Source organism: Nocardioides acrostichi (assembly GCF_015319165.1).
GTDB classification, from domain to species: Bacteria; Actinomycetota; Actinomycetes; order Propionibacteriales; family Nocardioidaceae; genus Nocardioides; species Nocardioides acrostichi.
In genome coordinates this window covers 64,139-90,254 of sequence record NZ_JADIVZ010000004.1, presented here as the reverse complement: position 1 = coordinate 90,254, position 26,116 = coordinate 64,139, and the positions used below count along the sequence as shown (strand labels likewise).

22 protein-coding genes are annotated in these 26,116 nt (G+C 70.2%); 12 read left to right on the top strand and 10 right to left on the bottom strand.

The window, feature by feature from the left end; all coding sequences use genetic code 11:
• Window positions 1-84: 84 nt before the first annotated feature.
• Together ISG29_RS10260 and ISG29_RS10255 are read left to right on the top strand one after the other, a co-directional pair.
• Window positions 85-705, top strand: coding sequence for a ClpP family protease (locus ISG29_RS10260; protein ID WP_194503334.1), 621 nt, complete (start codon window positions 85-87; stop codon window positions 703-705).
• On the top strand, window positions 702-1,319 hold the full coding sequence (locus tag ISG29_RS10255) for a ClpP family protease (RefSeq protein WP_194503333.1): 618 nt from the start codon (window positions 702-704) through the stop codon (window positions 1,317-1,319). The genes ISG29_RS10260 and ISG29_RS10255 overlap by 4 nt, the downstream gene beginning before the upstream one ends.
• On the opposite strand, the gene ISG29_RS10250 is transcribed toward ISG29_RS10255, so the two are convergent.
• The 4 genes from ISG29_RS10250 to ISG29_RS10235 are packed head-to-tail and all read right to left on the bottom strand — an operon-like array spanning window position 1,284 to window position 4,806.
• Window positions 1,284-1,580, bottom strand: a complete 297-nt coding sequence (locus ISG29_RS10250) for a helix-turn-helix domain-containing protein (protein ID WP_194503332.1) — start codon at window positions 1,578-1,580, stop codon at window positions 1,284-1,286. The two genes, ISG29_RS10255 and ISG29_RS10250, sit on opposite strands and share 36 nt — an antisense overlap.
• A gap of 36 nt (window positions 1,581-1,616) precedes the next feature.
• Window positions 1,617-2,783 (bottom strand): thiolase domain-containing protein, encoded by a 1,167-nt coding sequence (locus ISG29_RS10245; protein ID WP_194503331.1) that lies wholly within the window; start codon window positions 2,781-2,783, stop codon window positions 1,617-1,619.
• Entirely contained in the window at window positions 2,783-3,835 is a 1,053-nt protein-coding gene (locus tag ISG29_RS10240) for a thiolase domain-containing protein (protein ID WP_194503330.1), read from the bottom strand. Before ISG29_RS10240 ends, ISG29_RS10245 begins: the two co-directional genes overlap by 1 nt.
• 11 nt (window positions 3,836-3,846) lie before the next feature.
• Window positions 3,847-4,806 carry a Zn-ribbon domain-containing OB-fold protein gene (locus ISG29_RS10235; RefSeq protein ID WP_194503329.1) on the bottom strand — a complete coding sequence of 320 codons (960 nt, stop codon included), beginning with the start codon at window positions 4,804-4,806 and terminating at the stop codon, window positions 3,847-3,849.
• Between the two features lie 55 nt (window positions 4,807-4,861).
• Between ISG29_RS10235 and ISG29_RS10230 the strand changes: the two genes are divergently transcribed.
• The 6 genes from ISG29_RS10230 to ISG29_RS10205 all read left to right on the top strand — a co-directional run bounded on the left by ISG29_RS10230 (window position 4,862) and on the right by ISG29_RS10205 (window position 12,700).
• Complete coding sequence (locus ISG29_RS10230) at window positions 4,862-5,905, top strand: LLM class F420-dependent oxidoreductase (RefSeq protein WP_194503328.1); 1,044 nt, start codon at window positions 4,862-4,864, stop codon at window positions 5,903-5,905.
• Window positions 5,902-6,594 (top strand): PaaI family thioesterase, encoded by a 693-nt coding sequence (locus tag ISG29_RS21290; RefSeq protein ID WP_194503327.1) that lies wholly within the window; start codon window positions 5,902-5,904, stop codon window positions 6,592-6,594. The genes ISG29_RS10230 and ISG29_RS21290 overlap by 4 nt, the downstream gene beginning before the upstream one ends.
• Window positions 6,595-6,645: 51 nt before the next feature.
• Window positions 6,646-8,238 carry a fatty-acid--CoA ligase FadD8 gene (fadD8, locus tag ISG29_RS10220; protein WP_194503326.1) on the top strand — a complete coding sequence of 531 codons (1,593 nt, stop codon included), beginning with the start codon at window positions 6,646-6,648 and terminating at the stop codon, window positions 8,236-8,238.
• Window positions 8,239-8,428: 190 nt separating this feature from the next.
• Window positions 8,429-10,072 carry an acyl-CoA synthetase gene (locus ISG29_RS10215; protein WP_194503325.1) on the top strand — a complete coding sequence of 548 codons (1,644 nt, stop codon included), beginning with the start codon at window positions 8,429-8,431 and terminating at the stop codon, window positions 10,070-10,072.
• The gene (locus ISG29_RS10210) at window positions 10,072-11,175 is read left to right on the top strand and encodes an NAD(P)H-dependent flavin oxidoreductase (protein ID WP_194503324.1); all 1,104 of its coding nucleotides are present in this window, start codon (window positions 10,072-10,074) and stop codon (window positions 11,173-11,175) included. The genes ISG29_RS10215 and ISG29_RS10210 overlap by 1 nt, the downstream gene beginning before the upstream one ends.
• A gap of 37 nt (window positions 11,176-11,212) precedes the next feature.
• Window positions 11,213-12,700, top strand: a complete 1,488-nt coding sequence (locus ISG29_RS10205) for an LVIVD repeat-containing protein (RefSeq protein ID WP_207792981.1) — start codon at window positions 11,213-11,215, stop codon at window positions 12,698-12,700.
• Between the two features lie 20 nt (window positions 12,701-12,720).
• On the opposite strand, the gene fadD1 is transcribed toward ISG29_RS10205, so the two are convergent.
• The 4 genes from fadD1 to ISG29_RS10185 are packed head-to-tail and all read right to left on the bottom strand — an operon-like array spanning window position 12,721 to window position 18,232.
• Window positions 12,721-14,301, bottom strand: a complete 1,581-nt coding sequence (gene fadD1 / locus ISG29_RS10200) for a fatty-acid--CoA ligase FadD1 (protein WP_194503323.1) — start codon at window positions 14,299-14,301, stop codon at window positions 12,721-12,723.
• Window positions 14,292-15,917 carry a long-chain-fatty-acid--CoA ligase gene (locus ISG29_RS10195; RefSeq protein WP_194503322.1) on the bottom strand — a complete coding sequence of 542 codons (1,626 nt, stop codon included), beginning with the start codon at window positions 15,915-15,917 and terminating at the stop codon, window positions 14,292-14,294. The genes fadD1 and ISG29_RS10195 overlap by 10 nt, the downstream gene beginning before the upstream one ends.
• Complete coding sequence (locus ISG29_RS10190) at window positions 15,914-17,020, bottom strand: acyl-CoA dehydrogenase family protein (protein WP_194503321.1); 1,107 nt, start codon at window positions 17,018-17,020, stop codon at window positions 15,914-15,916. The genes ISG29_RS10195 and ISG29_RS10190 overlap by 4 nt, the downstream gene beginning before the upstream one ends.
• 24 nt (window positions 17,021-17,044) lie before the next feature.
• Window positions 17,045-18,232, bottom strand: a complete 1,188-nt coding sequence (locus tag ISG29_RS10185; RefSeq protein ID WP_194503320.1) for an acyl-CoA dehydrogenase family protein — start codon at window positions 18,230-18,232, stop codon at window positions 17,045-17,047.
• Window positions 18,233-18,358: 126 nt separating this feature from the next.
• Here ISG29_RS10185 and ISG29_RS10180 point away from each other — a divergent pair, with 126 nt between their 5' ends.
• The 3 genes from ISG29_RS10180 to ISG29_RS21610 are packed head-to-tail and all read left to right on the top strand — an operon-like array spanning window position 18,359 to window position 20,951.
• On the top strand, window positions 18,359-19,537 hold the full coding sequence (locus tag ISG29_RS10180; RefSeq protein ID WP_194503319.1) for a Rieske 2Fe-2S domain-containing protein: 1,179 nt from the start codon (window positions 18,359-18,361) through the stop codon (window positions 19,535-19,537).
• A gap of 3 nt (window positions 19,538-19,540) precedes the next feature.
• On the top strand, window positions 19,541-19,846 hold the full coding sequence (locus ISG29_RS10175; RefSeq protein WP_194503318.1) for a hypothetical protein: 306 nt from the start codon (window positions 19,541-19,543) through the stop codon (window positions 19,844-19,846).
• 7 nt (window positions 19,847-19,853) lie between these two features.
• Window positions 19,854-20,951, top strand: coding sequence for a ferredoxin--NADP reductase (locus ISG29_RS21610; RefSeq protein WP_194503317.1), 1,098 nt, complete (start codon window positions 19,854-19,856; stop codon window positions 20,949-20,951).
• 565 nt (window positions 20,952-21,516) lie between these two features.
• On the opposite strand, the gene ISG29_RS10165 is transcribed toward ISG29_RS21610, so the two are convergent.
• Entirely contained in the window at window positions 21,517-22,200 is a 684-nt protein-coding gene (locus ISG29_RS10165; protein ID WP_207792980.1) for an MBL fold metallo-hydrolase, read from the bottom strand.
• Window positions 22,200-22,931 (bottom strand): maleylpyruvate isomerase family mycothiol-dependent enzyme, encoded by a 732-nt coding sequence (locus tag ISG29_RS10160; protein ID WP_194503315.1) that lies wholly within the window; start codon window positions 22,929-22,931, stop codon window positions 22,200-22,202. Before ISG29_RS10160 ends, ISG29_RS10165 begins: the two co-directional genes overlap by 1 nt.
• Window positions 22,932-23,088: 157 nt before the next feature.
• On the opposite strand from ISG29_RS10160, the gene uvrA reads away from it, so the two are divergent.
• Window positions 23,089-26,115 (top strand): excinuclease ABC subunit UvrA, encoded by a 3,027-nt coding sequence (uvrA, locus tag ISG29_RS10155; protein WP_194503314.1) that lies wholly within the window; start codon window positions 23,089-23,091, stop codon window positions 26,113-26,115.
• The last annotated feature ends 1 nt before the right edge of the window (window position 26,116 follow it).

The window sequence follows — 26,116 nt, the reverse complement described above, 5'->3', positions numbered from 1 at the left end:
CCCTAGCCACCCGTTCTGCCGGCGGCAGATCCGCCGTGAGCAGATGCGCTGGAGCCGGGCCCTGCGCCGGGCTTGGCTCGGCCCATGACCCGTTCCCATGCACCCACACCCCACGACGACCACCTGCTCGGCCGACTGCTCCACCAGCGCGTGCTGGTGCTGGCTCAGGAGGTCGACGACGACATCGCCCAGCGGCTGGTCAACCAGCTGCTGGTCCTGGCCGCGGAGGACACCGAGCGCGACGTCACGCTGCTCATCAACTCACCCGGCGGCTCGGTCTCGGCCGGGCTGGCGGTGCACGACACGATGCGACTCGTGCCCAACGACGTCGCCACCGTCGCCCTCGGCCTGGCTGCCAGCATGGGCCAGTTCCTGCTGTCGGCGGGAACCCCGGGCAAGCGCTACGTCATGGCGCACAGCCGGGTGCTCATGCACCAGGGCTCCGCAGGCATCGGCGGCGCCGCCATCGACATCGAGATCCAGGCCGAGAACCTCGAGCACACCAAGCAGGTGCTGATGCGCCTCATCGCGGAGCAGACCGGCAGACCCGTCGAGCAGGTCACCCACGACGCGCTGCGCGACCGCTGGTTCACCGCCCACGAGGCGATCGAGTACGGGTTCGCCGACGCGGTGCTCGACGACGTCCGCGTGCTCGTGCCGGGTCGCTCGGCCGCGGCCTTCGCGACGACGGGCGGTGCGCGATGAGCCAGTACACGATCCCGTCGGTGATCGAGCGCACCCGCAACGGCGAGCGCGCGGTCGACGTCTACAGCCGGCTGCTCTCGGACCGCATCGTCTACCTCGGCACCGAGATCGACGACGGTGTGGCGAACGTCGTCATCGCCCAGTTGCTGCACCTGACCTCGGAGGCTCCGGAGAGTCCGATCGAGCTGTACCTGAACTCACCCGGCGGCAGCGTGACGGCCATGCTCGCGGTCTACGACACGATGCAGTTCGTCGCCAGCCCGGTACGGACGACGTGCGTCGGGCAGGCGGCGTCGTCGGCGGCCGTGCTGCTGGCCGGGGGAGAGGCGGGGCACCGCACGGTGCTGCCACGCTCTCGGGTGGTGCTGCACCAGCCGCACGGTGGCGGCCAGGGTGCGCTGCCGGACCTGGCCGTGCAGGCGGCCGAGATCGTGCGGCTGCGTGCGGAGATGGAGCAGATCCTGGCCCGCCACACCGCGCAGTCGGTGCAGCGACTGCGCGAGGACACCGAGCGGGATCTCATCCTCACCGCCGACCAGGCGGTGGCCTACGGACTGGCCGACCGCGTGCTGGAGACCTCAGGCGGCCAGGGCGACCGGTCCGGCAGGCCGTGAGGTCACGGAGCGGGCGACGCGTGAGGTGAGGTCGACCAGGCCGAGACCGAGGGCGCCGCCCACGGCCCGGAGGATCTCGGAGGAGGGCTCCTTCAGGCCACGCTCGACCTCGGAGAGGTACTGCACCGACACTCCGGCCTCGCCGGCGACATCGGCCAGCGTGCGCTGCTGGTCGAGGCGCTCGCGCCGCACCTCGGCTCCCACCGCCTCGCGCCACAACGGCTCCGCACGGTCAGGACGCAGTGCCAGCAGGTCTCCCATGTCGTGAGCCTACTGCGGCGACCGAGCAGAAGGAGGTCAGCTGGTCGGCTTCTGCGAGCCCACGACCCAGAGCGCGAAGAACTGCGAGCCGCCGCCGTAGGCGTGGCCCAGTGCTCGCTTCGCACCGTCGATCTGGTGCTCCCCGGCGGCGCCGCGCACCTGGAGAGCGGCCTCGCCGAAGCGCAGCATGCCGGAGGCGCCGATCGGATTCGACGACATGACGCCGCCGGAGGGGTTGACGGGGATCTTGCCGCCGATGTTCGTCTCGCCGGCCTCGGTGAGCCTCCAACCGTTCAACTCCTCGGCGAACCCGAGCGCCTCGACCCACATCGGCTCGAACCACGAGAACGGCACGTAGACCTCGGCGACATCGATGTCGTCGATCGGGCTGGTGATGCCGGCTTGGCGGTAGAGGTAGGCCACCGCGTCGCGCTGTGCCTGCGGGTTGACCTGGTTGCGCTCGGCCGCCGACGTGGCCTCCGAGCGCATCGCGGTGCCGTGGATCCAGGCCGGGTTCGGCGAGGCCTTGGCGACGTCCTCGCTGCCGATCACCAGCGCGCAGGCGCCGTCCGAGGAGGGGCACGTCTCGTCGTAGCGGATGGGATCCCACAGCATCTGCGAGGCGAGCACGTCGTCGACGGTCTTGGCCTCGCGCAGGTGGGCGTAGGGGTTCTTCAGGGCGTTCGTGCGGTCCTTGGCCGCGACGATGGCGCCGATGTGGTTGGGCGCCTCGGCCTTACGGATGTAGGAGCGCACGTGCGGTGCGAAGTAGCCGCCGGCGCCGGCGTGCACCGGCATGGTGAACGGCACCGGGACCGAGAGCGCCCACATCGCGTTGGACTCGGACTGCTTCTCGAAGGCCACCGTGAGCACGCGCTCGTGCACGCCGGAGGAGACCAGAGTCGAGGCGACGATGGCGGTCGAGCCGCCCACGGAGCCAGCGGTGTGCACGCGGATGAGCGGCTTGCCCGCGGCGCCGAGCGACTCGGCGAGGAAGAGCTCGGGCATCATCACGCCCTCGAAGAGGTCCGGCGCCTTGCCGACCACGACGGCGTCGATGTCTGCCATCGACATGTCGGCGTCGGCGAGCGCCCGATCGATCGCCTCGCGGCACATCCCGGCCATCGAGACGTCTTCGCGCTTGGCCCGGTGGTGGGTCTGACCCATGCCGACCACGGCGGCGAGCTGCTTGTGGTGCGCCATCAGTTGCGTCCTTCCAGGGTGCACACGATGTTCTGCTGCAAGGCGGGGCCGCTGGTCGCATGGCCCACCGCCTTGTCGGACTCGCCGGCCCAGATGCGGGATGCCGCCTCGCCCACCCGGATGCCGCCGGCGGCGAACATCGGGTTGCCCGACAAGGGGCCCCCCGACGGGTTGACGCGGACGTCGTCGGCCAGGCCCAGCTCACGGCGCAGCACGAGCTCTTGGTGGCTGAACGGCGCGTGCAGCTCGGCGGTGTCGACGCCGGCGAGGTCGAGCCTCTCGGCGCAACGCGCGGTCGACGGGCTGCGGGTGAGGTCGCGGGTGCCCAGGCTCATCGGATCGATGTAGGTGCTGATGCCGGTCAGCCAGGCGGGCCGGTCGCGCACGTCGCGCGCCTTGTCGTCGGCCGCCAGCACGATCGCGGCGGCGCCGTCGGTCACGGGGGCGCAGTCGTGCTTGCGCAGCGGGTCGGCGTACACCGGCTTGGCCAACAGTTCGTCGACGGACGACGCACCCTTGCGGATCGCGTGCTCGTTGCCCTCGGCGTCCTTCATCGAGCGGGCGACGACCTGGGCCATCGCCTGCTCGTCCCAGGCGCCGGCGTCGATGCCCGCGCGGGCCTGGAGCCCGGCCAACGACACGGTGTCGGGCCAGATCGGCGTCATCGTGTAGGGCTCGAGTTGGAGCGAGAGCGTGCGGCGCAGCGTGCCCGCGGAGCTCTTGCCGAACGCGTAGACCAGTGCGGTGTCGACCTCTCCGGTCTGGATCTTCAGCCAGGCCTCGTACATCGCCCAGGCGAGGTCCATCTCGACGTGCGACTCGTTGACCGGCGGGATCACGCCGATGGCGTCGACGGCCTGCACGAACGAGAACGAGCGGCCGGCCAGGTAGTCCGAGGAGCCCGAGCACCAGAAGCCGACGTCGCGTCGGGTCCAGCCGGTCTGCTCGTAGCACTCGCCGAAGAGGGGCACCAGCAACTCGGTGCACGTGGGTGACCCCTCGAACTTCTCCATCTGCCGCTGGGCGAACCCGACGACGGCGACGTCACGCATGTGGTGGCTCCTCAGAGGTGGTGCTGGTAGGTGTCGAAGTCGGCGTCGGGCTCGTCGGTGGGTGCGAAGTGGCTGATGTTCTCCACCGAGGTGCCCCACTCCTCCCGCGGCTTCCAGACGGCCTTGACCCGCATACCCATGCGGACCTCCTCGGCGGGGATGTCGAGGATCAGGTGCAGCAGGGCGATGTCGGCGCCGTCGAGCAGGATGTAGGCCGACACGTAGGGCGGGGCGATCTTCTGGCCCAGGAACGGCACGTTGACGATGCAGAACGTGGTCACCGTGCCGGTCTCCGACAGCTCGATCTCCTCCTGGGTGGGGGAGCCGTCCGACGGGCAGGCGTTGCGTGGCGGGATGTAGACCTTGCCGCAGCTCGGGCAGCGCTGGCCGATCAGCTTGCCCTCCGCGAGGCCACGGAAGAACGCGGACTCCGACTCGCTGGCGGCGTAGACGTAGTCGAGTTCGACCGGGACGACGATGCCGGTGACGGGGTCGACTGCACCGGCCGGCGCGAGGGTCACCTCGGCGGGCTCGCTCTCGGGCGCCGGCTCGAAGCAGGCGATGTCGGTGATGGCGCCCGTGCGCTCGGCCGCCCACCGGATGCGCACCCGCATGCCGGTCGAGACCTCGTCGGGGGAGGCGACGTCGAGCGCGTGCAGCAGCGGCGCCGTCGCGCCGTCCAGCGTGACGAGCGCGAACGCGAAGGGGCGGTCGAGCGGCTGGCCCTCCACCGGCTCGGGCACCCAGGTCCACGACGTCACGGTGCCGACGTCGGCGACCTCGACGAAGTCGGTGGTCGGCTCGAGCGTGACGGGATCGAACTCCGGGGGCGGGACGACGATCGCACCGTCGCTGGTGCGCCCGGCGACGACGACGCCGTCGCGCAGGCCCGCGAAGAACCGGCCCACCACGGGGCCGGTGGACCGGGTGTAGTCGAACGCCACCCGCACGGGTGACTGGAGGGTTGCCATGCCCAGAAACTAGAACGTGTTCTACACACAAGCAAGCCTCTGGCAGGGTGTCCCCATGAAACTTGGACTCCAGCTGGGGTACTGGCAGGCGCAGCCGCCCACGAACCACGCCGAGCTCGTCGCAGCCGCCGACGAGTCGGGCTTCGACGCGATCTTCACGGCCGAGGCGTGGGGGTCCGATGCGTTCACGCCGTTGGCGTGGTGGGGCCGCGAGACCGAGCGCGTGCGGCTGGGCACCTCGATCGTGCAGATGTCGGGCCGCACTCCGACCTCCATCGCGATGCACGCGCTGACCCTCGACCATCTCTCCGGCGGACGCATGGTGCTGGGCATGGGCGTGAGCGGCCCCCAGGTGGTCGAGGGCTGGTACGGCCAGCCGTTCGGCAAGCCGCTGGCCCGCACGCGCGAGGTCGTCGACATCATCCGCCAGGTGCTGCGCCGCGAGGGGCCGGTCACCAACGACGGCGTGCACTACCCGCTGCCGTTCTCCGGTGAGGGGTCGCTGGGTCTCGGCAAGCCGCTGAAGCCGATCACGCACCCGCTGCGTTCCGACATCCCGATCTGGCTCGGCGCCGAGGGGCCTAAGAACGTGGCCCAGACCGCCGAGATCGCCGACGGCTGGATCCCGATCTTCTACACGCCCAAGTCGGCCGGCATGTACCAGCCATGGCTCGACGAGGGATTCGCCCGACCCGGCGCCCGGCGCACGCGCGAGGACTTCGAGATCGCGGCCACCTGCCACCTCCAGATCGTGGCCGACGCCGAGGAGAGGCAGCGCGTCATCGACGGCATGAAGCCCGTCGTCGCGCTCTACATGGGCGGCATGGGCGCCGCCGAGATGAACTTCCACAACCAGGTGTTCGTGCGCATGGGCTACGAGGAGCTCTCGGCGAGGGTGCAGCAGCTCTACCTCGAGGGCAAGAAGGCCGAGGCGACCGCGCTGATCCCCGATGAGCTGGTGAGCGACATGCACATCATCGGCACCGCCGCCGAGGTCGTCGACACCGTAGCCGCGTGGGAGGAGACCGGTGTGACCACGCTGATGGTCAGCCTCGCCAGTGGCGACGAGGTGCGCCGGATCGCCGAGCTGTTGGCGTGAGCGGGCAGGCGCCCGGTGCAGCGGGCTTCGTGGGCATGGAGATGTTCCGACCAGACCCCACTCCGACGGCCGAGGTCCACGAGCACGAGGCCGTCCGGGTCGGCCTGGCCGAGGCGGTGCGCGACCTCGTCGACGCCACGATCCGCTCCACGGTCGCCGACACCGAGATCGCCGATGTCGAGCGCGGTGTCCGAGACCTCACCGCGCGACTGCGCGTCCAGCAGACGCCGGGGCCCTTCGGGGTGCGCTACAACGACGAGTTCCACGCCTGGAACTGGGGCAACGCCGTGGTCGGGAGGGCCAACGCGATCGCGCCGCCTCTCGACCTGGTGCCTCGCGACGGCGGTGGTCTGCGCGCGCAGCTGAACCTCGGCGCGGCGTACGAGGGTCCGCCGGGCCTGGTGCACGGGGGAGTCACCATGCTCCTGCTCGACCACCTCATGGGCGAGGTCGCCAGCGCCGGCAACACGCGGGTCACGCTCACCGGCACGCTGTCGGGTCGCTACGAGGCGCCGACGCCTTTGGGTGAGGTCGTGTTGGAGGGCTGGATCACGGGCGAGGAGGGGCGCAAGGTTCTCGTCGACGCCACCATCGGGACCGTGGACGCCGTGTGCGTGCGCGCCGCGGGCGTCTTCATCGTGCCCTCGTGGGCGGCGTCGGACGACGGCGGAACCTCGGCACACGCCTGACTCGCGCAGAAAACTGGAACACGTTCTAGTCGTGGGTCTAGTGTCGACCTCATGAGCGATGACATGCGCACCGGCACCCACAACGGCCACCTCATGGCGGCCGCGCTGCGACGACACCGCGACAAGCCCGTGATGTTTCTCGGCGACACCACGCTCACCGGCGGCCAGACCGCCGAGCGGATCAGCCAGTACGTGCAGGCCTTCGAGGCTCTCGGCGCCGGCCGCGGCACGTCGGGGGCGCTGCTGGCGCTCAACCGCCCCGAGGTGCTCTACATCCTCGGAGCGGGCCAGACCCAGGGGTACCGGCGCACCTCGCTGCACCCGCTCGGCTCGCTCGACGACCACGCCTACGTGATCAACGACGCCGAGATCACGGCGCTCACGATCGACCCGAACCCGATGTTCGTGGAGCGGGCTCTCGGCCTGCTCGAGAAGTGCCCGAAGCTGACCCAGGTCCTCACCATCGGACCCGTGCCCGACGCGCTTGCCCACGTGGCCGTCGACCTCGACGCCAAGGCGGCCGAGTTCGAGCCGCAGCCGCTCGAGGCCGTCGTCTTGCCGCCCGACCACATCGTGTCGATCACCTACACCGGCGGCACCACCGGCAAGCCCAAGGGCGTCATCGGCACCGCGCAGGCGATGAACACGATGACCCAGGTGCAACTCGCGGAGTGGGAGTGGCCCGAGGAGCCGCGCTTCCTCATGTGCACGCCGCTCTCGCACGCGGGGGCCGCGTTCTTCGCCCCGACCGTGATCAAGGGCGGCTCGCTGTTCGTGCTGCCGAAGTTCGACCCCGCCGAGGTGCTGCGCACCATCGAGGAGCAGCAGATCACCGCCACCATGCTGGTGCCCTCGATGCTCTACGCCCTCATGGACCACCCGGACTCCACGACGCGCGACCTCTCCAGCCTCGAGACCGTCTACTACGGCGCCTCGGCCATCAACCCGGTGCGGCTCAAGGAGGCGATCGAGCGGTTCGGGCCGATCTTCGCGCAGTACTACGGTCAGTCCGAGGCGCCGATGGCGATCGCCTACTTCGCCAAGAAGGACCACGTCGGCGGTGGCGACGAGCGGCTGGCGTCGTGCGGTCGGCCCTCGGCCTTCGTGCGGACGGCGCTGCTCGACGAGGACGGCCACCGCGTGGCCGTGGGAGAGCCGGGTGAGATCTGCGTGGCCGGGCCGCTGCTGGCCGGCGGCTACTGGAACCTGCCCGAGCCCACGGCCGAGACCTTCCGCGACGGGTGGATGCACACCGGCGACATCGCCCGCGAGGACGCCGACGGCTTCTGGTACATCGTCGACCGCACCAAGGACATGATCGTCACGGGCGGCTTCAACGTGTTCCCGCGCGAGGTCGAGGACGTCGTCGCGCAGCACCCCGCCATCGCCCAGGTCGGCGTGATCGGCACCCCGCACGAGAAGTTCGGGGAGTCCGTCACTGCCATCGTGGTCATGCGCGCGGGCCAGGAGCTCACCGACGAGGTCATCGCCGAGATCCAGCAGATGGTCAAGGAGAAGAAGGGCTCGGTGCAGTCGCCCAAGCAGGTCATCGCCACCGACGCGCTGCCGCTCACCGGTCTCGGCAAGCCCGACAAGAAGGCGCTGCGGGCTCGCTTCTGGACCGGCGACCGCGCCGTCGGCTGAGGCGCGGCTGCCGGTGGTTGAGTCGGTCGAGGCGCTAGCCGAGACCGTGTCGAAACCCGGTGAGGTGGAAGCAGCGCTGCTTTCACAGTCGCCGGGTTTCGACGCGCTCGTCGCTGGCGCTCCTCACGGCTCAACTACCACCGGCGAGGCACCCTGGACCAAAACGAGAACGTGTTCTAGTCTCGCAGCCGTGGCCCACAACATCGCTGATCTCTTCGAGCACGCCGTCGATGCCGCCCCCGACGCCCTGGCCCTGATCATGGGCGATCGGCGCGTCACGCTGGGTGACCTGGAACGCGAGTCCAACCGGCTCGCCCATCATCTCCAGGGTGCGGGCGTGCAGCCCGGCGACCACGTCGCCGTGTACTCCAAGAACAGCATCGAGTACGCCGTGTCGATCCTCGCGATCTGCAAGATCCGCGCAGTCAACGTCAACGTGAACTACCGCTATGTCGAGGGCGAGCTCGACTACCTCTTCGAGAACGCCGACGTCACCTGCCTGCTGGCCGAGCGCACCTACGCCCCGCTGGTGGCCACGACCTTCCCGAGGCACGACAAGCTCCACCACGTCGTGGTGATGCCCGACTCGATCCCCGGTGAGGGGCCCGAACCCGACATCTCCTCGTTCGACGGCGTGCTCTGGGACGACGCGCTCGCCGGCGAGAGCGACGCGCGAGACTTCGCCCAGCGCAGCCCCGACGACCTCTACATCATCTACACCGGCGGCACCACGGGCTTCCCCAAGGGCGTCATGTGGCGACAGGAGGACTTCTGGCGCGTGCTGTGCGGCGGCATCGACTTCATGACCGGCGAGCCGGTGGTCGAGGGCGCCCAGGCCGAGCAGGCGGCGCTGCCGGGTCGCATGAGCACGTTCCCGATGACCCCGCTCATGCACGGTGCCGCCCAGGCCAGCCTGATGATGCACCTCTTCGCCGGCCACGCGACGATCCTCGAGCCCCGCTTCGACCCCGCGCGCACCTGGGAGCTCATCGAGCGCGAGAACGTGCAGATGATCTTCTTCACCGGTGACGCGCTCGGGCGGCCGCTGATCGAGGAGTACGAGCGCCAGGCCGCCTCGGGGGCTCCCTACGACGGCTCCTCGCTGTTCGCGATCTCCAGCAGCGGCGCCCTCTTCAGCCCGGCCGTCAAGGAGCGGTGGATGAGCGCCTTTCCCCACGCGATCTTCACCGACTCCATCGGCGCCTCGGAGACCGGCTTCCAAGGCACCGGCATCCAGGCGGCGGGCCAGATCGGGTCCGACGGCCCGATCGTGAACCTCGGCCCCCACATGCTGGTGCTCGACGACGCCAACCGCCCGCTCGACGTCACGCGAGACGTCGGCATGATCGGCCGGCTCGCCCGCGGCGGCCACGTGCCCGTCGGCTACTACAAGGACGAGGTGAAGTCCGCGGCCACCTTCGTCGAGATCGACGGGGAGCGGTACTCGATCCCCGGTGACATGGCGCGCATCGAGACCGAGGGCCGGGTGACGATGCTGGGCCGCGGCTCGAACTGTGTGAACACCGGTGGGGAGAAGGTCTTCCCCGAGGAGGTCGAGATGGCGATCAAGCGCCATCCGGCCGTCTACGACTGCCTCGTCGTGGGTCTGCCCGACGAGACCTACGGCCAGGCGGTCGCGGCCGTCGTCGAGCTGCGGGAGGGGGAGGCCGTCGAGCTCGAGGAGCTGCGGGAGTTCCTGCGCGCACACCTCTCCGGCTACAAGTTGCCCCGCACGCTGACCGTCGTGCCCCAGATCCCGCGCAATGCCACCGGCAAGGCGCAATATGCCCAAGCCCGTGAAGCCGCCCTGACTAGCCTGGAGAGCACCGTCTGATGCGTACCCCCCTCTGCGACGAGTTCGGTATCGACCACCCGATCTTCGCCTTCACCCCGTCCGAGCACGTGGCGGCCGCAGTCTCGCGGGCCGGCGGTCTCGGCGTGCTCGGCTGCGTGCGGTTCAACGACACCGAGGAGCTGGAGCGGGTTCTCACGTGGATGGACGAGAACACCGACGGCAAGCCGTACGGCGTCGATGTCGTCATGCCGATGAAGATCCCCACCGAGGGCACCTCGACCGACCTCTCGTCCTACATTCCCGACGAGCACAAGCGGTTCGTCGACGAGACCCTCCAGAAGCTGGGGGTTCCGCCTCTGCCCGAGGGCGAGGGCCGCGAGGGCGTGCTCGGCTGGCTGCACTCGATGGCGCGTTCGCACGTCGACGTAGCCCTCCAGCACCGCCCCGTCTTCATCGCCAACGCGCTGGGCTCGCCGCCGGTCGACGTGATCGAGCAGTGCCACGCAGGCGGCCTCAAGGTCGGTGCGCTGGCGGGGGCACCGAAGCACGCCCGCAGCCACGTGGCCAACGGCGTCGACATCATCATCGCCCAGGGCTACGAGGCGGGCGGGCACACCGGCGAGATCGCCAGCATGGTGCTCACCCCCGACATCGTCGACGCCGTCGGCCCTGACGTCCCCGTGCTGGGCGCGGGCGGCATCGGGTCGGGGCGCCAGGTGGCGGCGTCGCTGGCGCTCGGCTCTCAGGGGGTGTGGACCGGATCGATCTGGCTCGGCACCGAGGAGTACCGCAACCTCTCCAACAACCAGGGCTGGGAGACCGCGTTCCTGCGCGCCACCTCGGCCGACACGGTGCGCACCCGGGTCTACACGGGCAAGCCCGCGCGTCTGCTCAAGACCAAATGGACGCAGGCCTGGGCCGAGGACGGCGCTCCGGAGCCTTTGCCGATGCCGCTGCAGAACCTGCTCGTCGCGGACGCGCACAACCGCATCAACGCCAGCGGCGACCCTGACGTGATCTCGATGCCGGTCGGCCAGATCGTCGGACGGATGAACGAGGTGCGTCCCGTCGCCGACGTCATGGCCGACCTGGTCTCGGAGTTCGAGGCCACCGTGAACGCGCTCGGCAAGATCAGCGGGTGACTCCCGCGTCGGCATGGGAGTGCGTAGCCTGCCGCCTGTGAGCAGCATCACAGCGCGCCCCGGAGCGCGTCGCCTGACCCTGACCCTGCTGGCCGCGGGGGCGCTCGTGGCCGGAGCGATGAGCCTGGGTGGCACCACCAGTGTCGCCGGCACCGATCCGTCGGGTCCGGGCACGGCTGTGCCCCGGGCGCACTGCGGGCCGGGGTCGCGCCCCGAGACGTCGATCCAGGGCAGGGTTCCCCAGCGCGACTACGACACCGGACGTGCGGCGAAGGGCTACACCTGCAACACCCGCCAGCTCGCGCATCACGGCAGCACGGGTGGCTTCAAGGTGCAGCGCTACACCGACGCCGCGGGCCGCACGTGCGCCTACTACGACTCCACGCTGCTCTTCCCGACCGATGTCGTCGGCAACCTGACCACCGGTCAGGGCGTCATCGTGCTCGACATGACCCACCCTCGACGGCCTCGTCAGACCGCGACGCTGACGTCACCGGCCATGCTCAGCCCGCACGAGTCGCTGCTCGTGAACCGCCGGAGAGGCCTGCTGGCGGGCACCCTGGGCAACCCGGCCACGGCACCGGGCATCCTCGACGTCTACGACCTCCGCCAGGACTGCCGGCACCCGGAGCTGCTTTCATCCACGCCGTCGGCGCTCTTGGGGCACGAGAGCGGTTGGAGCCGCGACGGCAAGACGTTCTACACGGCCAGCACCGTGGCGACGCTGGTCGGCATCGACCTGAGCGACCCGACCACGCCCCAGGTGCTGTTCGCGCAGGCGGGCGTGAACTACCACGGGCTACGGCTCTCGCCCGATGGGAACACCCTCTACGCGGCCCACATCGGCGAGCCCGGCCCGACCGGTGTCGCCGACGGGGGCCTCGCGATCCTCGACGTCTCCGATGTGCAGGCCCGGGTGCCCGGCGCCGAGCCCACGGTGCTCTCCAAGCTGACGTGGCCGAACCACTCCATCCCGCAGGTGGCGGAGCCCTTCAAGCGCGGCGGTCGCGACTACGTCTTCGAGATCGACGAGTTCGTCGACTTCTTCGAGCTCACCGGCATCGCGCAGTATCCGGGGTCGGCGGTCGGGGTCGCGCGGATCATCGACGTCACCGACGCCCACCGTCCGAAGGTGGTCTCCGACATCCACCTCCAGGTGCACGAGACCCAGCGGCGCACCGGAGCCCAGAAGAACGATCCCGGCGCTGCCTCACCGGCCCAGGGCTACGCAGGTCACTACTGCTCGCTGCCGACCCATCGGCGTCCGAAGGTGGCCGGGTGCTCGATGATCCTCTCGGGCCTGCGCCTGATCGACATCCGCGACGTGCACCACCCACGCGAGGTGGCGTACTTCAACCAGCCGATGGTGCCCGGTTCCACGCCCAAGCCGGTCTCGGACGGCGGTGCCTACGCGATGTCGGCCCCGGCCTACGACCGCAAGCGCGGGCAGGTCTGGTACACCGACGCCAACTCCGGCTTCTACAACGTCAAGCTGACCAACGGCGTCGCGAAGCTGCTGCGTTAGCCGTCCTCTCGGCCAGTGGCTCAGGCGAGGGAGTAGGCCCGGCCGCGCTCCTCACGCACCCACAGCAGGCCCGTGCCCGCGGTCGGGCCCTGCGCCATCAGCTCGCGCTTGAGCACCTTGTTGGTCGCGGTGCTCGGCAGGTCCGGGGCGATGCGCACGAACCGGGGCCACGCCTTGGGAGAGAGGTCGGGCTGGGCTGCGAGGAAGGCCTCCAGATCCTCCGGTGCGAGCGCGGCGTCGTCGTCGAGCACGATGGCCGCCATGACCTGGTCGCCGACGCGCTCGTCCTTCACCGCGTAGACGGCGACCCGGTTCAGCTGCGGCATCCGCTGGAGGATCCGCTCGATGGGTGCCGCGGCGAGGTTCTCGCCGTCGACGCGCATCCAGTCCGCGGTGCGGCCGGCGAGGTAGATCCACCCCTCGGCGTCGCGGTAGGCGAGGTCGCCGGACCAGTACATGCCGTGGCGCATGCGGTCGGAGTTGGCCTTCTCGTCGTTGAAGTAGCCCTGGAAGTAGCCGCCACCTTGGGTGTTGACCAGCTCGCCGGTGGCGGCCTCGGCGTTGACGAGCGCGCCGTTCTCGTCGAAGCGGGCCACCTCGCACTCGGTGACCGTCTCGGAGTGGTAGATCGCCACGTTGTCGTCGAGGCCCTTGCCGATGGAGCCGCGGGGGGTGCCGGGCTCGCGGATGATGATGATCGCCATCTCCGTGGAGCCGAAGCCGTCCCAGACCTCGCAGTCGAAACGGCGCATGAACTCGTCGATGTCGTGGTCGCTCGCCTCGTTGCCGAAGGCGACGCGCAGGGTGTTGTCGGCGTCGTCGGGCTGCTCGGGGGTGCCGAGCACGTAGGCCAGCGGCTTGCCGACGTAGTTCATGTACGTCACGCCGAAGCGCCGCACGTCGGCGAGGAAGCGCGATGCGCTGAACTGGGTCGGGACCATCGCGGCACCACCGAAGACGGCCACCGCCCACCCGGCCACGAGCGCGTTGGAGTGGAACAGCGGCATCGCGACGTAGCAGACGTCGTCCGGCGTGATCGAGTACCGGTCGACGAGGTGCGTGCCGGAGAACAGCACCTGGAGGTGGGAGACCTGAACCGGCTTGGGATCCCCGCTGGTGCCGCTGGTGAACACCAGCATGAAGGTGTCCATCATCTCGGCCTCGCGGTGCGGGGTGAGCGGACCGGCCGCGGCGCGCTCGGTCTCCCACTCGGCCGACTCCGCCCGGATGACGCGGACGTCACCGAGGTCGAGGCCCTCGAGCAGCGGGGCGTGCTGGTCGTCGACCAGGAGCACCTGCGCCTCCGAGCGGTGGATGTCGGTGCGCAGGCCCTCGCCGCGACGAGTCGTGTTGATGCCGCAGAGCACGTAGCCACCCAGGCCCGCCGCCGCCATGGCACGCAGCATGCTGGCGTGGTTGCCCATCAGCGTCGCGACGTGCAGCACCCGATCGGGAGCGGCGTGGGCGACGAGAACGGCTGCCTCGGCAGAGGCCTCGTCGAGGTGCTCGCGCCAGGTCAGCGTGCGTTGTGTCGTGTACACCGCCGGGGTGTCGACCTCGCGTAGTCCGCGCAGCTGCTGCTGCACCGTCTCTACCGCCATGTTCCCTGCTCTCCGGTCGTCGTTTCGTAGTCGGTGCCGCGCTCCTCGCGTTCGAGGAGTCGCCCGCGGCCGGGTGTCACTCCCTGGGCGATGAGGTCACGTTTGAGGATCTTCGTGGTGGCCGTGCGCGGAAGCTCGTCGAGATCGGCCAGCAGCCGGATCCAGCGCGGCCGGCCCTTGGTCGGCAGGTCGCGCTGGGCATCGAGGAAGGAACTCAGGTCGCCGGGGTCGCCGGGGTCGCCGGGGTCGCCGTCGAGGAGCAGGGCCGCCATCACCTGGTCGCCCACGCCGTGCGGCCCTGGGTCCGGGACGGCGTACACGGCCACCTGCTGCACTCGCGGGTGCCGCAGCCAGATGCGCTCCAGGGGGGCGGCTGCGAGGTTCTCGCCGTCCACGCGCATCCAGTCCGCGCTACGGCCGGCGAAGTAGACCCAGCCGTCGGCGTCGCGGTAGGCGAGGTCGCCCGACCAGTACATGCCGTCGCGCATGCGCTCGGCCTCGGCGTCCGGGTCGTTGTAGTAGCCGGCGAAGGCGCCGGCACCCTCGGTGTTGACCAGCTCGCCGGTGGCCTCGTCGGGGTTCAGCACCCGACCGGCGGCATCGATGCGCGCATCGGGTACCTCGATGCCGGTCTCGGGATCGAGCACCTTGATGCCGGGCAGCGGCCGCCCGAGCGAGCCCGCCGGCATGTCGGGGAGACGCTGCACGATGACGGCGTTCTCGGTCGAGGAGTAGGAGTCGACGACCGTGCAGCCGAAGCGACGCGAGAACTCCTCGATCGCCCGGTCGTTCGCCTCGTTGCCGAACAGCAGTCGCAGCGGGTTGTCGGCGTCGTCGGGCTGCTCGGGCGTGGCCAGCACATAGCTCAGCGGCTTCCCGACGTAGTTCGCGTACGTCGCCTCGAAGCGACGCGCGTCGGCGATGAAACCCGACGCGCTGAACCGCGCCAGCGCCACGGTCGCGCCCTGGGCGAGCGCCGGGGCCCACCCGGCCATGACGGCGTTGGAATGGAACAACGGCATGGAGAGGTAGGCGACGTCGTCGTGGCCGAGGCCGAACCGCTCACCCAGCATGACGCCGGGTCCGGCGACCTTGGCGTGGGTCACACGCACCGCCTTGGGATCGCCGGAGGTGCCGGAGGTGAAGATGAGCATCAGCAGCGTGTCGGGGCCGATGCCGACGTCGGGGACGGAGGAGCCGGCGTGGCGCGCGAGCAGGTCGCGCCACTCGGGCCCGTCGACGCACAGCACCCGGACGCCGTCCAGGTCCTCGAGCAGGGGTCGGTGGGCCGTGTCGGTGAGCACCACCTGGCAGTCGGTGCGCCGGGCGTCGCCGGCCAGTGCAGGACCACGGCGGGTCGGGTTGAGCCCGACCACGACGAGTCCGCCGAGGGCAGCGGCGCCGAGGGTGAGTAGGAAGTCGGGGACGTTGTCGAGCAGCACGCCCACGTGCGGTGGGAGGTCGTCGTCGAGAAGGGTGCGCAGGGCGGCAGCACGGTCGGCCCCCTCCTGGACGACCTGGGCCCACGAGCAGGTACCGGAGTCGTGCCGCAGGCCGTCGTGGCCTGCGGCACCGAGGCCGAGCAGGAGATCTCGGACGGTCGGAGCAGTGCTCATGCAGGCTCGTTGGCGAGCACGCGCCCGACCGCCAGCGCCTGCTCGGTCGCCGAGCCGTAGGCGAACTCGAACCGCTTGGCGGTGGTGAAGAAGCGGTGCGCCTCACCCTCGAGGTCGATGCCGACCCCCCCGTGCACGTGCACGGTGGTGTGCGCCAGGCGGTGCGCCGCGTCGGCGGCCCACAGCTTGGCGGTGGCCACCTCGATCGGGGCGGCGGGATCGTGCTCGGTGAGGTGCCACGCGGCGGACCACAGGGTCAGCCGCTGGCCCAGCACGTCGATGTAGCCGTCGGCCAACCGCTGGGAGACGGCCTGGAAGGTGCCGATCGGGCGACCGAACTGCTCGCGGGTTCTGGCGTACGCGGCCGTCAGCGCCAGCGCCCCCTCGGTGACGCCGAGCAGCTCGGCGCACTCGAGCACGGTGACCAGCTGACCCAGTCGCGTGGCCGTCGACCCGTCGGCCACGCCGACGAGCTCGGCCGGGGCGGAGTCGAGTTCGAGGCGCACCACCGTGTCGCCGTCGCTGGTGCGCATGGTGGTGGCGGTGACGCCAGGGGCGTCGGCTCGGACCAGGAGGACCGCCGTGCCCTCGTCGGTCGAGGCCGTCACGAGGTGGGCCGCGGCGTGCGAACCGGCGCGCACGAGGGACTTGGAACCGGTGACGCGAAAGCCGTCACGCGCGGCCACGGCCCGGGTGACGGGTGACTCCGGCAGGTGTGCGCGCTCCTCGGAGACCGCCACGGTGAGCAGCCGCTGGCCGGTCCCCGCGCCGGCGAGCCACGCGGCGCGCTGCTCCGCGGAGCCGGCCTCGCCCAGCAGCAGGGTGGCAGCACCGTGGGTGACCAGCGGCACGGGGGCGAGCACCCGGCCGGCCTCGACCACCACGCGGGCCAGGGTGATCAGGTCGAGCCCTGCGCCGTCGTGCGCCTCCGGCACCACGAGCGAGAGGAGTCCGGCCTCGCCGAGCGAGGCCCACAGGTCGGCGTCGAACCGGTCGCCGCCGGCCTCGAGCGCCTGGTGCCGCTCGAGGGTCACGCGGTCGCCGAGGATCTGCGCGGCCAGTGACGCGGCGTCGTCCTGCTCGGAGGTGAAGGTGAAGTCCATGTCGGTCTCTCCTGGTGTCCGCGACTACCGCTTGGCCGCCGGCAGGCCGAGGCCCACGTAGCCGATGATGTCGCGCTGGATCTCGTTGGTGCCGCCGCCGAAGGTCATCACCAGCGCCGAGCGGTACATCCGCTCGAGTCGTCCGGCGACCACGGCGTCGGGGGAGTCGACGCCCAGCCCGGCGTGCGGTCCGACGATCTCCATGAGGGATCGGTAGACCTCCGTGGCGAGCTCGGAGCCGTAGATCTTGGTGGCCGAGGCCTCGGCCGGCGAGAGGTCGACACCGAGGTCGGCGTCGGAGGCGAGCTTCCAGTTCACCAGCGTGAGCATCCGGACCCGGGCCTGGGCGCGCCCGAGCGCGAGCTGCACCCACTCACGGTCGATGACGCGGCCGCCGTCGGGATCCTTGGTCTGTTGGGCCCACTCGCGCACGAGCCCCAGCGACTGCACGAGCGGCGCCGAGGAGGTGAGCGCCACCCGCTCGTGGTTGAGCTGGTTGGTCATCAGCGACCAGCCGCCGTTGAGCTCGCCGACCAGGTTCGACGCCGGCACCCGGACGTCGTCGTAGTAGGTCGCCGACGTGCCGACCCCGGCCACGGTGTGCACCGGGGTGTAGGAGAAGCCGTCGGCATCGGCGGGCACCAGGATCATCGAGAGGCCCTTGTGCCGGGGCAGGTCGGGGTCGGTGCGGCAGGCCAGCCAGATCCAGTCGGCGTACTGGATGAGCGAGGTCCACATCTTCTGACCGTTGATGACCCACTCGTCGCCCTCACGCGTCGCCTTGGTCCGCAGCGACGCCAGGTCGGTGCCCGAGCCGGGCTCGGAGTAGCCGATCGAGAAGTGCAGGTCGCCGGCGAGGATCCTGGGGAGGAAGAACTCCTTCTGCGCATCGGTGCCGTAGCGCATGATGGTGGATCCCACGGTGTTGAGCGTGAGATAGGGGATCGGCACGCCGTGGTCGGCGGCCACGTCGGTGAAGATCAGCTGGTCGACCATCGAGCGGTCCTGGCCGCCGTACTCCGTGGGCCAGCCGATGCCGAGCCACCCGTCGCTGCCGAGCTGCTTGATGACGCCCTTGTAGACGCCTGCCTCGCCGAACTCGCCGGTCGAGGCGGCCAGGCCGGCCCGCACCTCGGGTGTCACCAGGGCAGAGAAGTACTCGCGCAACTCCTGGCGCAGCGCGTTCTGTTCAGGACTCAGGCCCAGGTGCATGCGTGCTCCGATCGACGATGATGGAGGGGATCGAGGGCGAGCGCCACACCTCGAGAAGGTGGCCCTCCGTCCCCGAAAACTATAACCTGTTCTCGTTTTGGTCCACCGTCTGACGAGGAGGCCCGCATGAGCGGCACCACCACGGCCCGCGAGCTCGATCGCGGCATCGCGCCGCAGCGCTATGCCCGAGGCTGGCATTGCCTGGGGTTGGCGCGCGACTTCGCCGACGGCAAGCCCCACGCCGTCCATGCCTTCGGTACCAAGCTCGTCGTGTGGGCCGACAGCCGAGGCGACCTCCAGGTGCTCGACGGCTACTGCCGGCACATGGGTGGCGACTTGACCCAGGGCACCGTGAAGGGCGACGAGGTGGCCTGCCCGTTCCACGACTGGCGCTGGGGTGGCGACGGCAAGTGTCAGCAGATCCCCTACACGCGCCGCGTTCCGCTCCGCGCCCGCACGCAGCGCTACGCCACCACCGTGGTGAACCAGCAGCTGCTCTGCTGGCACGACCCCGAGGGCTCGGCGCCCGACCACGACATCCTGCCGCCCGAGATCGAGGGTCTCGCCGACAACGAGTTCACGAACTGGGTCTGGAAGAGCGTGCCGATCGAGGGGTCGAACTGCCGTGAGCTGATCGACAACGTGGTCGACATGGCGCACTTCTACTACGTGCACTTCGCCTTCCCGACCAGCTTCCGCAACGTCTTCGAGGCCACCACGGCGACCCAGTACATGGAGTCGAAGGGGCGGCCCGACGTGTCCGGCGGCTACGGCACCGACCAGCTGTTCTTGAAGTCCGAGGCCACCTACTACGGCCCGTCGTACATGATCAACTGGCTCTGGACCGACTACAAGGGGTTCGAGACCGAGGTGGTGCTGTTCAACACCCACCTCCCCACCGGCCCCGACTCCTTCTCGCTCAACTACGGCATCATCGTGCGCAAGCCGGAGGGGATGGACGACGAGACTGCCGAGTTCATCGGGTCCAAGTACGCCGACATGTTCGGCGAGGGCTTCTTGCAAGACGTACACATCTGGCAGAACAAGGTGCCGGTGCAGAACCCGCTGCTGTGCGAGGACGACGGACCCGTCTACCAGCTGCGTCGCTGGTACGAGCAGTTCTACGTCGACGTCGCCGACATCGCCTCGGAGATGGTCGACCGGTTCGAGTTCGAGGTCGACACGACCAAGGCCAACGAGTTCTGGCAGGAGGAGGTCGCCGACAATCTCGCCCGGCGCGACTCCGTGGAGCAGGGCGACACCACGAGGGGCGACGCCGATCCGGCCGTCATGACGGGCACCTGAGCCATGGCCTCCTTCGTGCCCACGAGCGACGAGACGCTCGAGGACCAGCGCCTCTACACCGAAGCGCGCCTGACCCAGGTCAGCTGCCTGGACTGCCTGGCCCGGGTCGGGGTGAAGAAGAACAGCGACCACCACACCTCGGTGCAGTGGAGCCGCGAGGCCATGGAGCACTGCCCCGACCTGAGTCGTCGGCGCGCGAGCAGCAAGGATGGGCGGCTGGCGCACCACGCCTGCCCCCGGATGACCGCGAGCATCGAGGAGGCCGCCCGCGAGGGGCGGCTCCCGATCGGAGCAGAGGACGGATACTGAGCATTCGATGAGCACCCAGCAGGACTCCTACGTCGTCGAGGTGGTCGACGTCGTCGACGAGACCCCCGACGCGCGCTCCGTCTCCTTCGCCGTGCCCGAGGGCGCCGGGGAGGCGTTCCGCTACCGGCCCGGCCAGTTCCTCACCCTCGCTGTGCCGAGCGACCGGGACGGCGTCGCCGCGCGGTGCTACTCGCTGTCCTCCAGCCCGCACGACGGTGGACCGCTCACGGTCACCGTCAAACGCACCGACGGTGGCTACGCCTCGAACTGGGTCAACGACCACCTCGTCGCGGGCGAGACGATCAGGGTGCTGCCGCCGTCCGGCATCTTCACCCCGGCCTCGCTCGACGCCGATCTGCTCCTCTACGGCGGCGGCAGTGGCATCACGCCGATGATGTCGATCGTGCGCACCGCACTCGCCGAGGGCTCGGGGCGCATCGTGCTCTTCTACGCCAACCGCGACGAGCGCTCCGTGATCTTCGCCCGTGAGCTCTCCGAGCTCGCCGCAGCGCACCCCGATCGGCTCCAGGTCATCCACTGGCTGGAGTCGGTGCAGGGCCTGCCCACGGGCGAGCAACTGAAGGCTCTCGCCGTCGATCGACTCGAGTGGGACGCGTTCGTCTGCGGCCCGGCGCCGTTCATGAAGCTCGCCACCACCGCCCTGCGGGAGCTGGACTTCCCGCGGGCACGCCGGCACCAGGAGAAGTTCGTCTCCCTGGGCGGCAATCCGTTCGGCGACGCGATCGAGCAGGCCGAGGCCGAGCACGAGATCGAGGTGGCCGAGGGCGTCGAGGTCGCCGACGGCGCCGCGCCGGCATCCTCGGGTGCCCACACCGTGCTCGAGGTCGAGCTCGACGGCCAGACGCACCGCTTCGACGACTGGGACGCCGAGACCCGGATGCTCGACTTCTTGGAGTCCAAGGGCGTCGACGCCCCCTTCTCGTGTCGCGAGGGCGAGTGCTCGGCGTGCGCCGTCCGGCTGCTCTCGGGTGAGGTGAAGATGGTCAACAACGACGTGCTCGACGACGAGGATCTCGCCGACGGCATCCGCCTGGCGTGCCAGTCGCTGCCCGCCGCCGACGAGGTCAGGGCCACCTACTCCTGACCCACGGGTGGTCGAGCCGGGCGAGGCGCTAGGCGAGACCGTGTCGAAACCCGGTGAGATGCCAAGCAGCCTTGCCAGGAACGGTTGCTGGGTTTCGACGCGCTCGTCGCTGGCGCTCCTCACGGCTCAACCACCGGGGCCACCGCGGGTGGTTGAGCCGGGCGAGGCGCTAGCCGAGACCGTGCCCACCGGTGGTTGAGCCGGGCGAGGCGCTAGCCGAGACCGTGTCGAAACCCGGTGAGACGGAAAGCAGCGCTGCCTTCACAGTCGCCGGGTTTCGACGCGCTCGTCGCTGGCGCTCCTCACGGCTCAACCACCGGGGCCACCGCGGGAGCCGGGCGAGGCGCTAGCCGAGACCCGTGCCCACCGGTGGTTGAGCCGGGCGAGCCGCCAGGCGAGACCGTGTCGAAACCCGGTGAGGCGATAGGCAGCGCTGCCTTCACAGTCGCCGGGTTTCGACGCGCTCGTCGCTGGCGCTCCTCACGGCTCAACCACCGCGTGACGCGCTCGTCGATTTCGACACGCCTTCGCCTTCGGCATCCGGCGGCTCAACCGCCGGCGGGACTCACCAGCCGCGTGCGCGCCACTCGGCGATCTTCGGCCGCTCCTCACCGAGCGTGCCGTCGCCGCCGTGGCCGGGGTAGAACCAGGTGTCGTCGGGCAGGGTGCCGAAGACCTTGGTCTCGACGTCGTCGATCAGCTGACGGAACGCCTCGTCGTCGCCGAACGTCGCGCCGACACCGCCGGGGAACAGCGTGTCGCCGGTGAACAGGTGCGGGCCGCCCTCGGCGGGTCGGTGCACCAGGGCCACCGAGCCGGGGGTGTGCCCGGCGATGGCGATGACCTCGAGCGTGCACGAGCCGACCTTCACCGAGTCGCCCTGCTCGAGCCGACACGTCACCTCGACGCCGGTCTGCTCGGTGACGGCATCGGCGTCCGGGGTGCCGACCAGCACGTCGGCTCCGGTCGCCTCCACCACCGCGGCGAGCGCCCGGTGGTGGTCCCAGTGCTGGTGTGTGGTCACGACCGCCGCGAGACCACCGTCTCCGATGAGGTCGAGCAGCACCCCCGGCTCGGCAGCGGCGTCGACGAGCACCTGCTCCCCGGTCTCGGCGCAGCGCAGCAGGTAGCAGTTGTTCGACATCTCCGGGTCCACCGCGACCTTGGCGACGGTGAGGCAACCGAGGTCGCGCGTCTGTGCGGCACCGCCGGGGGTCACGTCTCCGTCGTAGGGCTGGGTCGTGCTCATCACCATGCTCCGATCTGCGGCAGGCCGCCGCGGTCGACACTGATCCGAAGAGGGGTCCGTGGAGAGGGGCGACCGCTCAGCCACCATCCGATGTCACGCACCGGCCCGGAGACGACGGGCGCCGTGTCCGGCAGATGCTCTCCCACGTCGCGGGTGCGGCCGGTATCGGTGAGGCTCACCCGGAAGCCGAGCGGCGTGGACCCCGCGCGGTGGGCCACCCGGTCGGCGAGCGCATCGACGAGCGCGTCGGCGAAGTGCTCCGGCCAGTCGTGGTGCGTGTACCCGGCGTCGAGGTCGGCGTGGTGGACCTCCACCTCGCGCCACCGCATCGCCGGAGCGGCGGAGGCGGCGAAGGTCGCACCGCCGGGCACCCGCGCCACGGTGCTCGCCCATGCCTCGTCCGGAACCTCGGCCGCGGTCTCGGTGAAGCGGGTCACGGCGGTCATCAGCCGTTCGCGGATCTCGGACGGCGTCGCGAGCGCGAGCAGCGCGATGTCGCCGTCGCGGTCCTCCTGCGAGGCGTACATCGGCGCGGACGCCCCCGCGGTGGCGGCTGCCAGTGATCCGGCAAGGCCCTCGGCGTTGAGGGCCAGGTGGGCGATCACATGGGCGCGGCTCCATCCGGGCAGCAGGCTCGGTGCGGTCCAGTCGTCGTCGGCCAGTGCGTCGACCGTGCGCAGCAGCGGAATGCTCGCCTCGTGCACGCGGTTCACGACGTCGGTGCGGCTCACGCGGCCCATCCTGCCCCATGGCCATGACGCCGGGCGGGGTTGTCGGTGCTGCGTGAGAGGCTGCCGGGCAGGTGAGTGGCCCGGCTGCTCGTCCCCGTACGATGGCGAACGAGTGTTCGACTCTCTCGACGTACGACCCTTGGGAAGGAAGCAGGCCGTGGCCGACCAGCTCATCATCAGAGGAGCTCGCGAGCACAACCTCAAGGACGTCTCGATCGACCTGCCGCGGGACTCCCTCATCGTCTTCACGGGGCTGTCCGGCTCGGGCAAGTCGTCCCTGGCGTTCGACACGATCTTCGCCGAGGGCCAGCGCCGCTACGTCGAGTCGCTGTCGGCCTACGCCCGCCAGTTCCTCGGGCAGATGGACAAGCCCGACGTCGACTTCATCGAGGGCCTCTCGCCCGCGGTCTCGATCGACCAGAAGTCGACCTCGCGCAACCCGAGGTCGACCGTCGGCACCATCACCGAGGTCTACGACTACCTGCGCCTGCTCTACGCACGAGCCGGCCGGCCGCACTGCCCGACCTGCGACGCCCCCATCGAGCGGCAGACGCCTCAGCAGATCGTCGACCGGGTCCTCGCGCTCGAGGAGGGGCGCCGATTCCAGGTGCTCGCCCCGGTCGTCCGCGGGCGCAAGGGCGAGTACGTCGATCTCTTCAACCAGCTCCAGACGCAGGGTTTCTCCCGCGTGCGCGTCGACGGGGAGACGCACCCGCTCGACAACCCACCCACGCTCGACAAGAAGCTCAAGCACACGATCGAGGTCGTGGTCGACCGGCTGGCGGTCAAGGAGTCCTCCAAGCGGCGCCTCACCGACTCCGTCGAGACGGCCCTCAACCTGGCCGGTGGCCTGGTGCTCTTCGACTTCGTCGACCTGGCCGAGGGCGCGGAGGGCCGCGAGCTGCGGTTCAGCGAGAAGATGGCCTGCCCCAACGAGCACGCGATCGACGTCGACGACCTCGAACCGCGCTCGTTCTCGTTCAACAGTCCCTACGGCGCGTGCCCGGCGTGCACCGGCATCGGCACCCGCATGGAGGTCGACCCCGAGCTGGTCGTGCCCAACCCGGCCGCGACGCTGGGGGAGGGCGCGATCCAGCCGTGGTCGCACGCGCACATCGCCGACTACTTCCTGCGACTGCTCAACGCCCTCGGCGGTGAGCTCGGATTCGACCTCAACACCCCCTGGGAGGATCTCCCCGCCAAGGCGCAGAAGTCGATCCTCGACGGGCACCACCGCAAGGTGCACGTCGTCACCCGCAACCGCTACGGCCGCGAGCGCGCCTACGACGCCCAGTTCGAGGGCGTCCGCTCCTACGTCGAGCGCCGGCATCGCGAGGCGGAGTCCGACACCAGCCGCGAGCGATTCGAGTCGTTCATGCGCGAGGTGCCGTGCCCCACCTGCCGGGGCAGTCGCCTCAAGGCCGTCTCGCAGTCCGTGCGACTGGTGGCCTCCTCGGGGGAGCAACGCGGTATCGCCGAGGTCTGTGCCCTGCCGATCAACGACGCGGCCGCGTTCCTGGCCGAGCTCGACATGACGGCCCGGGAACGGCAGATCGGCGAGCGCGTCCTCAAGGAGATCCACGAGCGACTCCAGTTCCTCCTCGATGTCGGACTCGACTACCTCTCCCTCGACCGTCCCTCGGGGTCGCTGTCGGGCGGTGAGGCGCAGCGCATCCGCCTCGCCACGCAGATCGGCGCCGGCCTGGTCGGGGTTCTCTACGTGCTCGACGAGCCTTCCATCGGGTTGCACCAGCGCGACAACCAGCGGCTCATCGAGACGCTGGTGCGCCTCAAGGAGCTCGGCAACACGCTCATCGTCGTCGAGCACGACGAGGACACGATCAAGGTCGCCGACTGGGTCGTCGACATCGGCCCCGGCGCCGGCGAGCACGGCGGCCAGGTGGTGCACAGCGGCACGGTCCCCGACCTGCTCGCCCACCCCGACTCCATGACCGGGCAGTACCTCTCCGGACGCCGCGAGATCGCCGTGCCGCAGATCCGCCGTCCGCGCACGCAGGGTCGCGAGCTGAAGGTGCTGGGCGCCCGCGAGCACAACCTCCAGCAGGTCGACGTCTCGTTCCCGCTCGGGCTGTTCCTCGCCGTGACCGGCGTGTCCGGGTCCGGCAAGTCGACTCTGGTCAACGACATCCTCTATGCGGCCTTGGCCAAGCAGATCTACAACGCGCGCGCCTTGCCGGGCCGGCACCGCGCCATTACCGGCATGGAGCACGTCGACAAGGTGATCCATGTCGACCAGTCGCCCATCGGTCGAACTCCGCGGTCGAACCCGGCGACCTACACCGGGGTCTTCGACCACGTGCGCAAGCTGTTCGCTGCCACGCCCGAGGCGAAGATGCGCGGCTATCTCCAGGGCCGGTTCTCGTTCAACGTCAAGGGCGGGCGCTGCGAGGCCTGCTCGGGCGACGGCACGATCAAGATCGAGATGAACTTCCTGCCCGACGTCTACGTGCCCTGCGAGGTGTGCCACGGCGCCCGCTACAACCGCGAGACCCTCGAGGTGCACTACAAGGGCAAGACGATCGCCGAGGTGCTCGACATGCCGATCGAGGAGGCGGTCGACTTCTTCGCCGCAGTGCCCGCGATCTCGCGCCACCTCACCACTCTCGTCGAGGTGGGCTTGGGCTACGTGCGGCTGGGCCAGCCCGCCACGACGCTCTCCGGTGGCGAGGCCCAACGCGTGAAGCTCGCGGCCGAACTCCAGAAGCGCTCGACCGGTCGCACGGTCTACGTGCTCGACGAGCCCACCACCGGACTCCACTTCGAGGACATCCGCAAGCTGCTCGGCGTGCTCGGCCGCCTGGTCGACAACGCCAACTCTGTCCTGGTCATCGAGCACAACCTCGATGTCATCAAGAGCGCCGACTGGATCGTCGACATGGGGCCCGAGGGCGGATCGCGAGGCGGCACGGTGGTGGCCGAGGGCACGCCGGAGCAGGTGGCGGCCCACCCCGACAGCTACACGGGCCAGTTCCTCGCCCCGCTGCTCGAGGGCAAGGAGGCCGAGCAGCCGAAGGGCGTGCTCTCCGCCGAGAGCGCCCCTGCACCGGGCCGCGCCACCCGACGGCAGCAGGCTGCGCGCACGGCCAACGAGCGGGCTGCGAAGAAGTCCACGGCCCGACGGTCCAAGGCGGCAGCCAGCCGGTCGGCAGGTTCGCGCCGGTAGC

What these genes read in the sequence shown, in the direction of transcription:
- ISG29_RS10260 (WP_194503334.1), top strand. Translation starts at nt 85, where the DNA reads ATGACCCGTTCCCATGCACCCACACCCCACGACGACCACCTGCTCGGC.
- ISG29_RS10255 (WP_194503333.1), top strand. Translation starts at nt 702, where the DNA reads ATGAGCCAGTACACGATCCCGTCGGTGATCGAGCGCACCCGCAACGGC.
- ISG29_RS10250 (WP_194503332.1), bottom strand. Translation starts at nt 1,580, where the DNA reads ATGGGAGACCTGCTGGCACTGCGTCCTGACCGTGCGGAGCCGTTGTGG.
- ISG29_RS10245 (WP_194503331.1), bottom strand. Translation starts at nt 2,783, where the DNA reads ATGGCGCACCACAAGCAGCTCGCCGCCGTGGTCGGCATGGGTCAGACC.
- ISG29_RS10240 (WP_194503330.1), bottom strand. Translation starts at nt 3,835, where the DNA reads ATGCGTGACGTCGCCGTCGTCGGGTTCGCCCAGCGGCAGATGGAGAAG.
- ISG29_RS10235 (WP_194503329.1), bottom strand. Translation starts at nt 4,806, where the DNA reads ATGGCAACCCTCCAGTCACCCGTGCGGGTGGCGTTCGACTACACCCGG.
- ISG29_RS10230 (WP_194503328.1), top strand. Translation starts at nt 4,862, where the DNA reads ATGAAACTTGGACTCCAGCTGGGGTACTGGCAGGCGCAGCCGCCCACG.
- fadD8 (WP_194503326.1), top strand. Translation starts at nt 6,646, where the DNA reads ATGAGCGATGACATGCGCACCGGCACCCACAACGGCCACCTCATGGCG.
- ISG29_RS10210 (WP_194503324.1), top strand. Translation starts at nt 10,072, where the DNA reads ATGCGTACCCCCCTCTGCGACGAGTTCGGTATCGACCACCCGATCTTC.
- fadD1 (WP_194503323.1), bottom strand. Translation starts at nt 14,301, where the DNA reads ATGGCGGTAGAGACGGTGCAGCAGCAGCTGCGCGGACTACGCGAGGTC.
- ISG29_RS10195 (WP_194503322.1), bottom strand. Translation starts at nt 15,917, where the DNA reads ATGAGCACTGCTCCGACCGTCCGAGATCTCCTGCTCGGCCTCGGTGCC.
- ISG29_RS10190 (WP_194503321.1), bottom strand. Translation starts at nt 17,020, where the DNA reads ATGGACTTCACCTTCACCTCCGAGCAGGACGACGCCGCGTCACTGGCC.
- ISG29_RS10185 (WP_194503320.1), bottom strand. Translation starts at nt 18,232, where the DNA reads ATGCACCTGGGCCTGAGTCCTGAACAGAACGCGCTGCGCCAGGAGTTG.
- ISG29_RS10180 (WP_194503319.1), top strand. Translation starts at nt 18,359, where the DNA reads ATGAGCGGCACCACCACGGCCCGCGAGCTCGATCGCGGCATCGCGCCG.
- ISG29_RS10175 (WP_194503318.1), top strand. Translation starts at nt 19,541, where the DNA reads ATGGCCTCCTTCGTGCCCACGAGCGACGAGACGCTCGAGGACCAGCGC.
- ISG29_RS21610 (WP_194503317.1), top strand. Translation starts at nt 19,854, where the DNA reads ATGAGCACCCAGCAGGACTCCTACGTCGTCGAGGTGGTCGACGTCGTC.
- ISG29_RS10165 (WP_207792980.1), bottom strand. Translation starts at nt 22,200, where the DNA reads ATGAGCACGACCCAGCCCTACGACGGAGACGTGACCCCCGGCGGTGCC.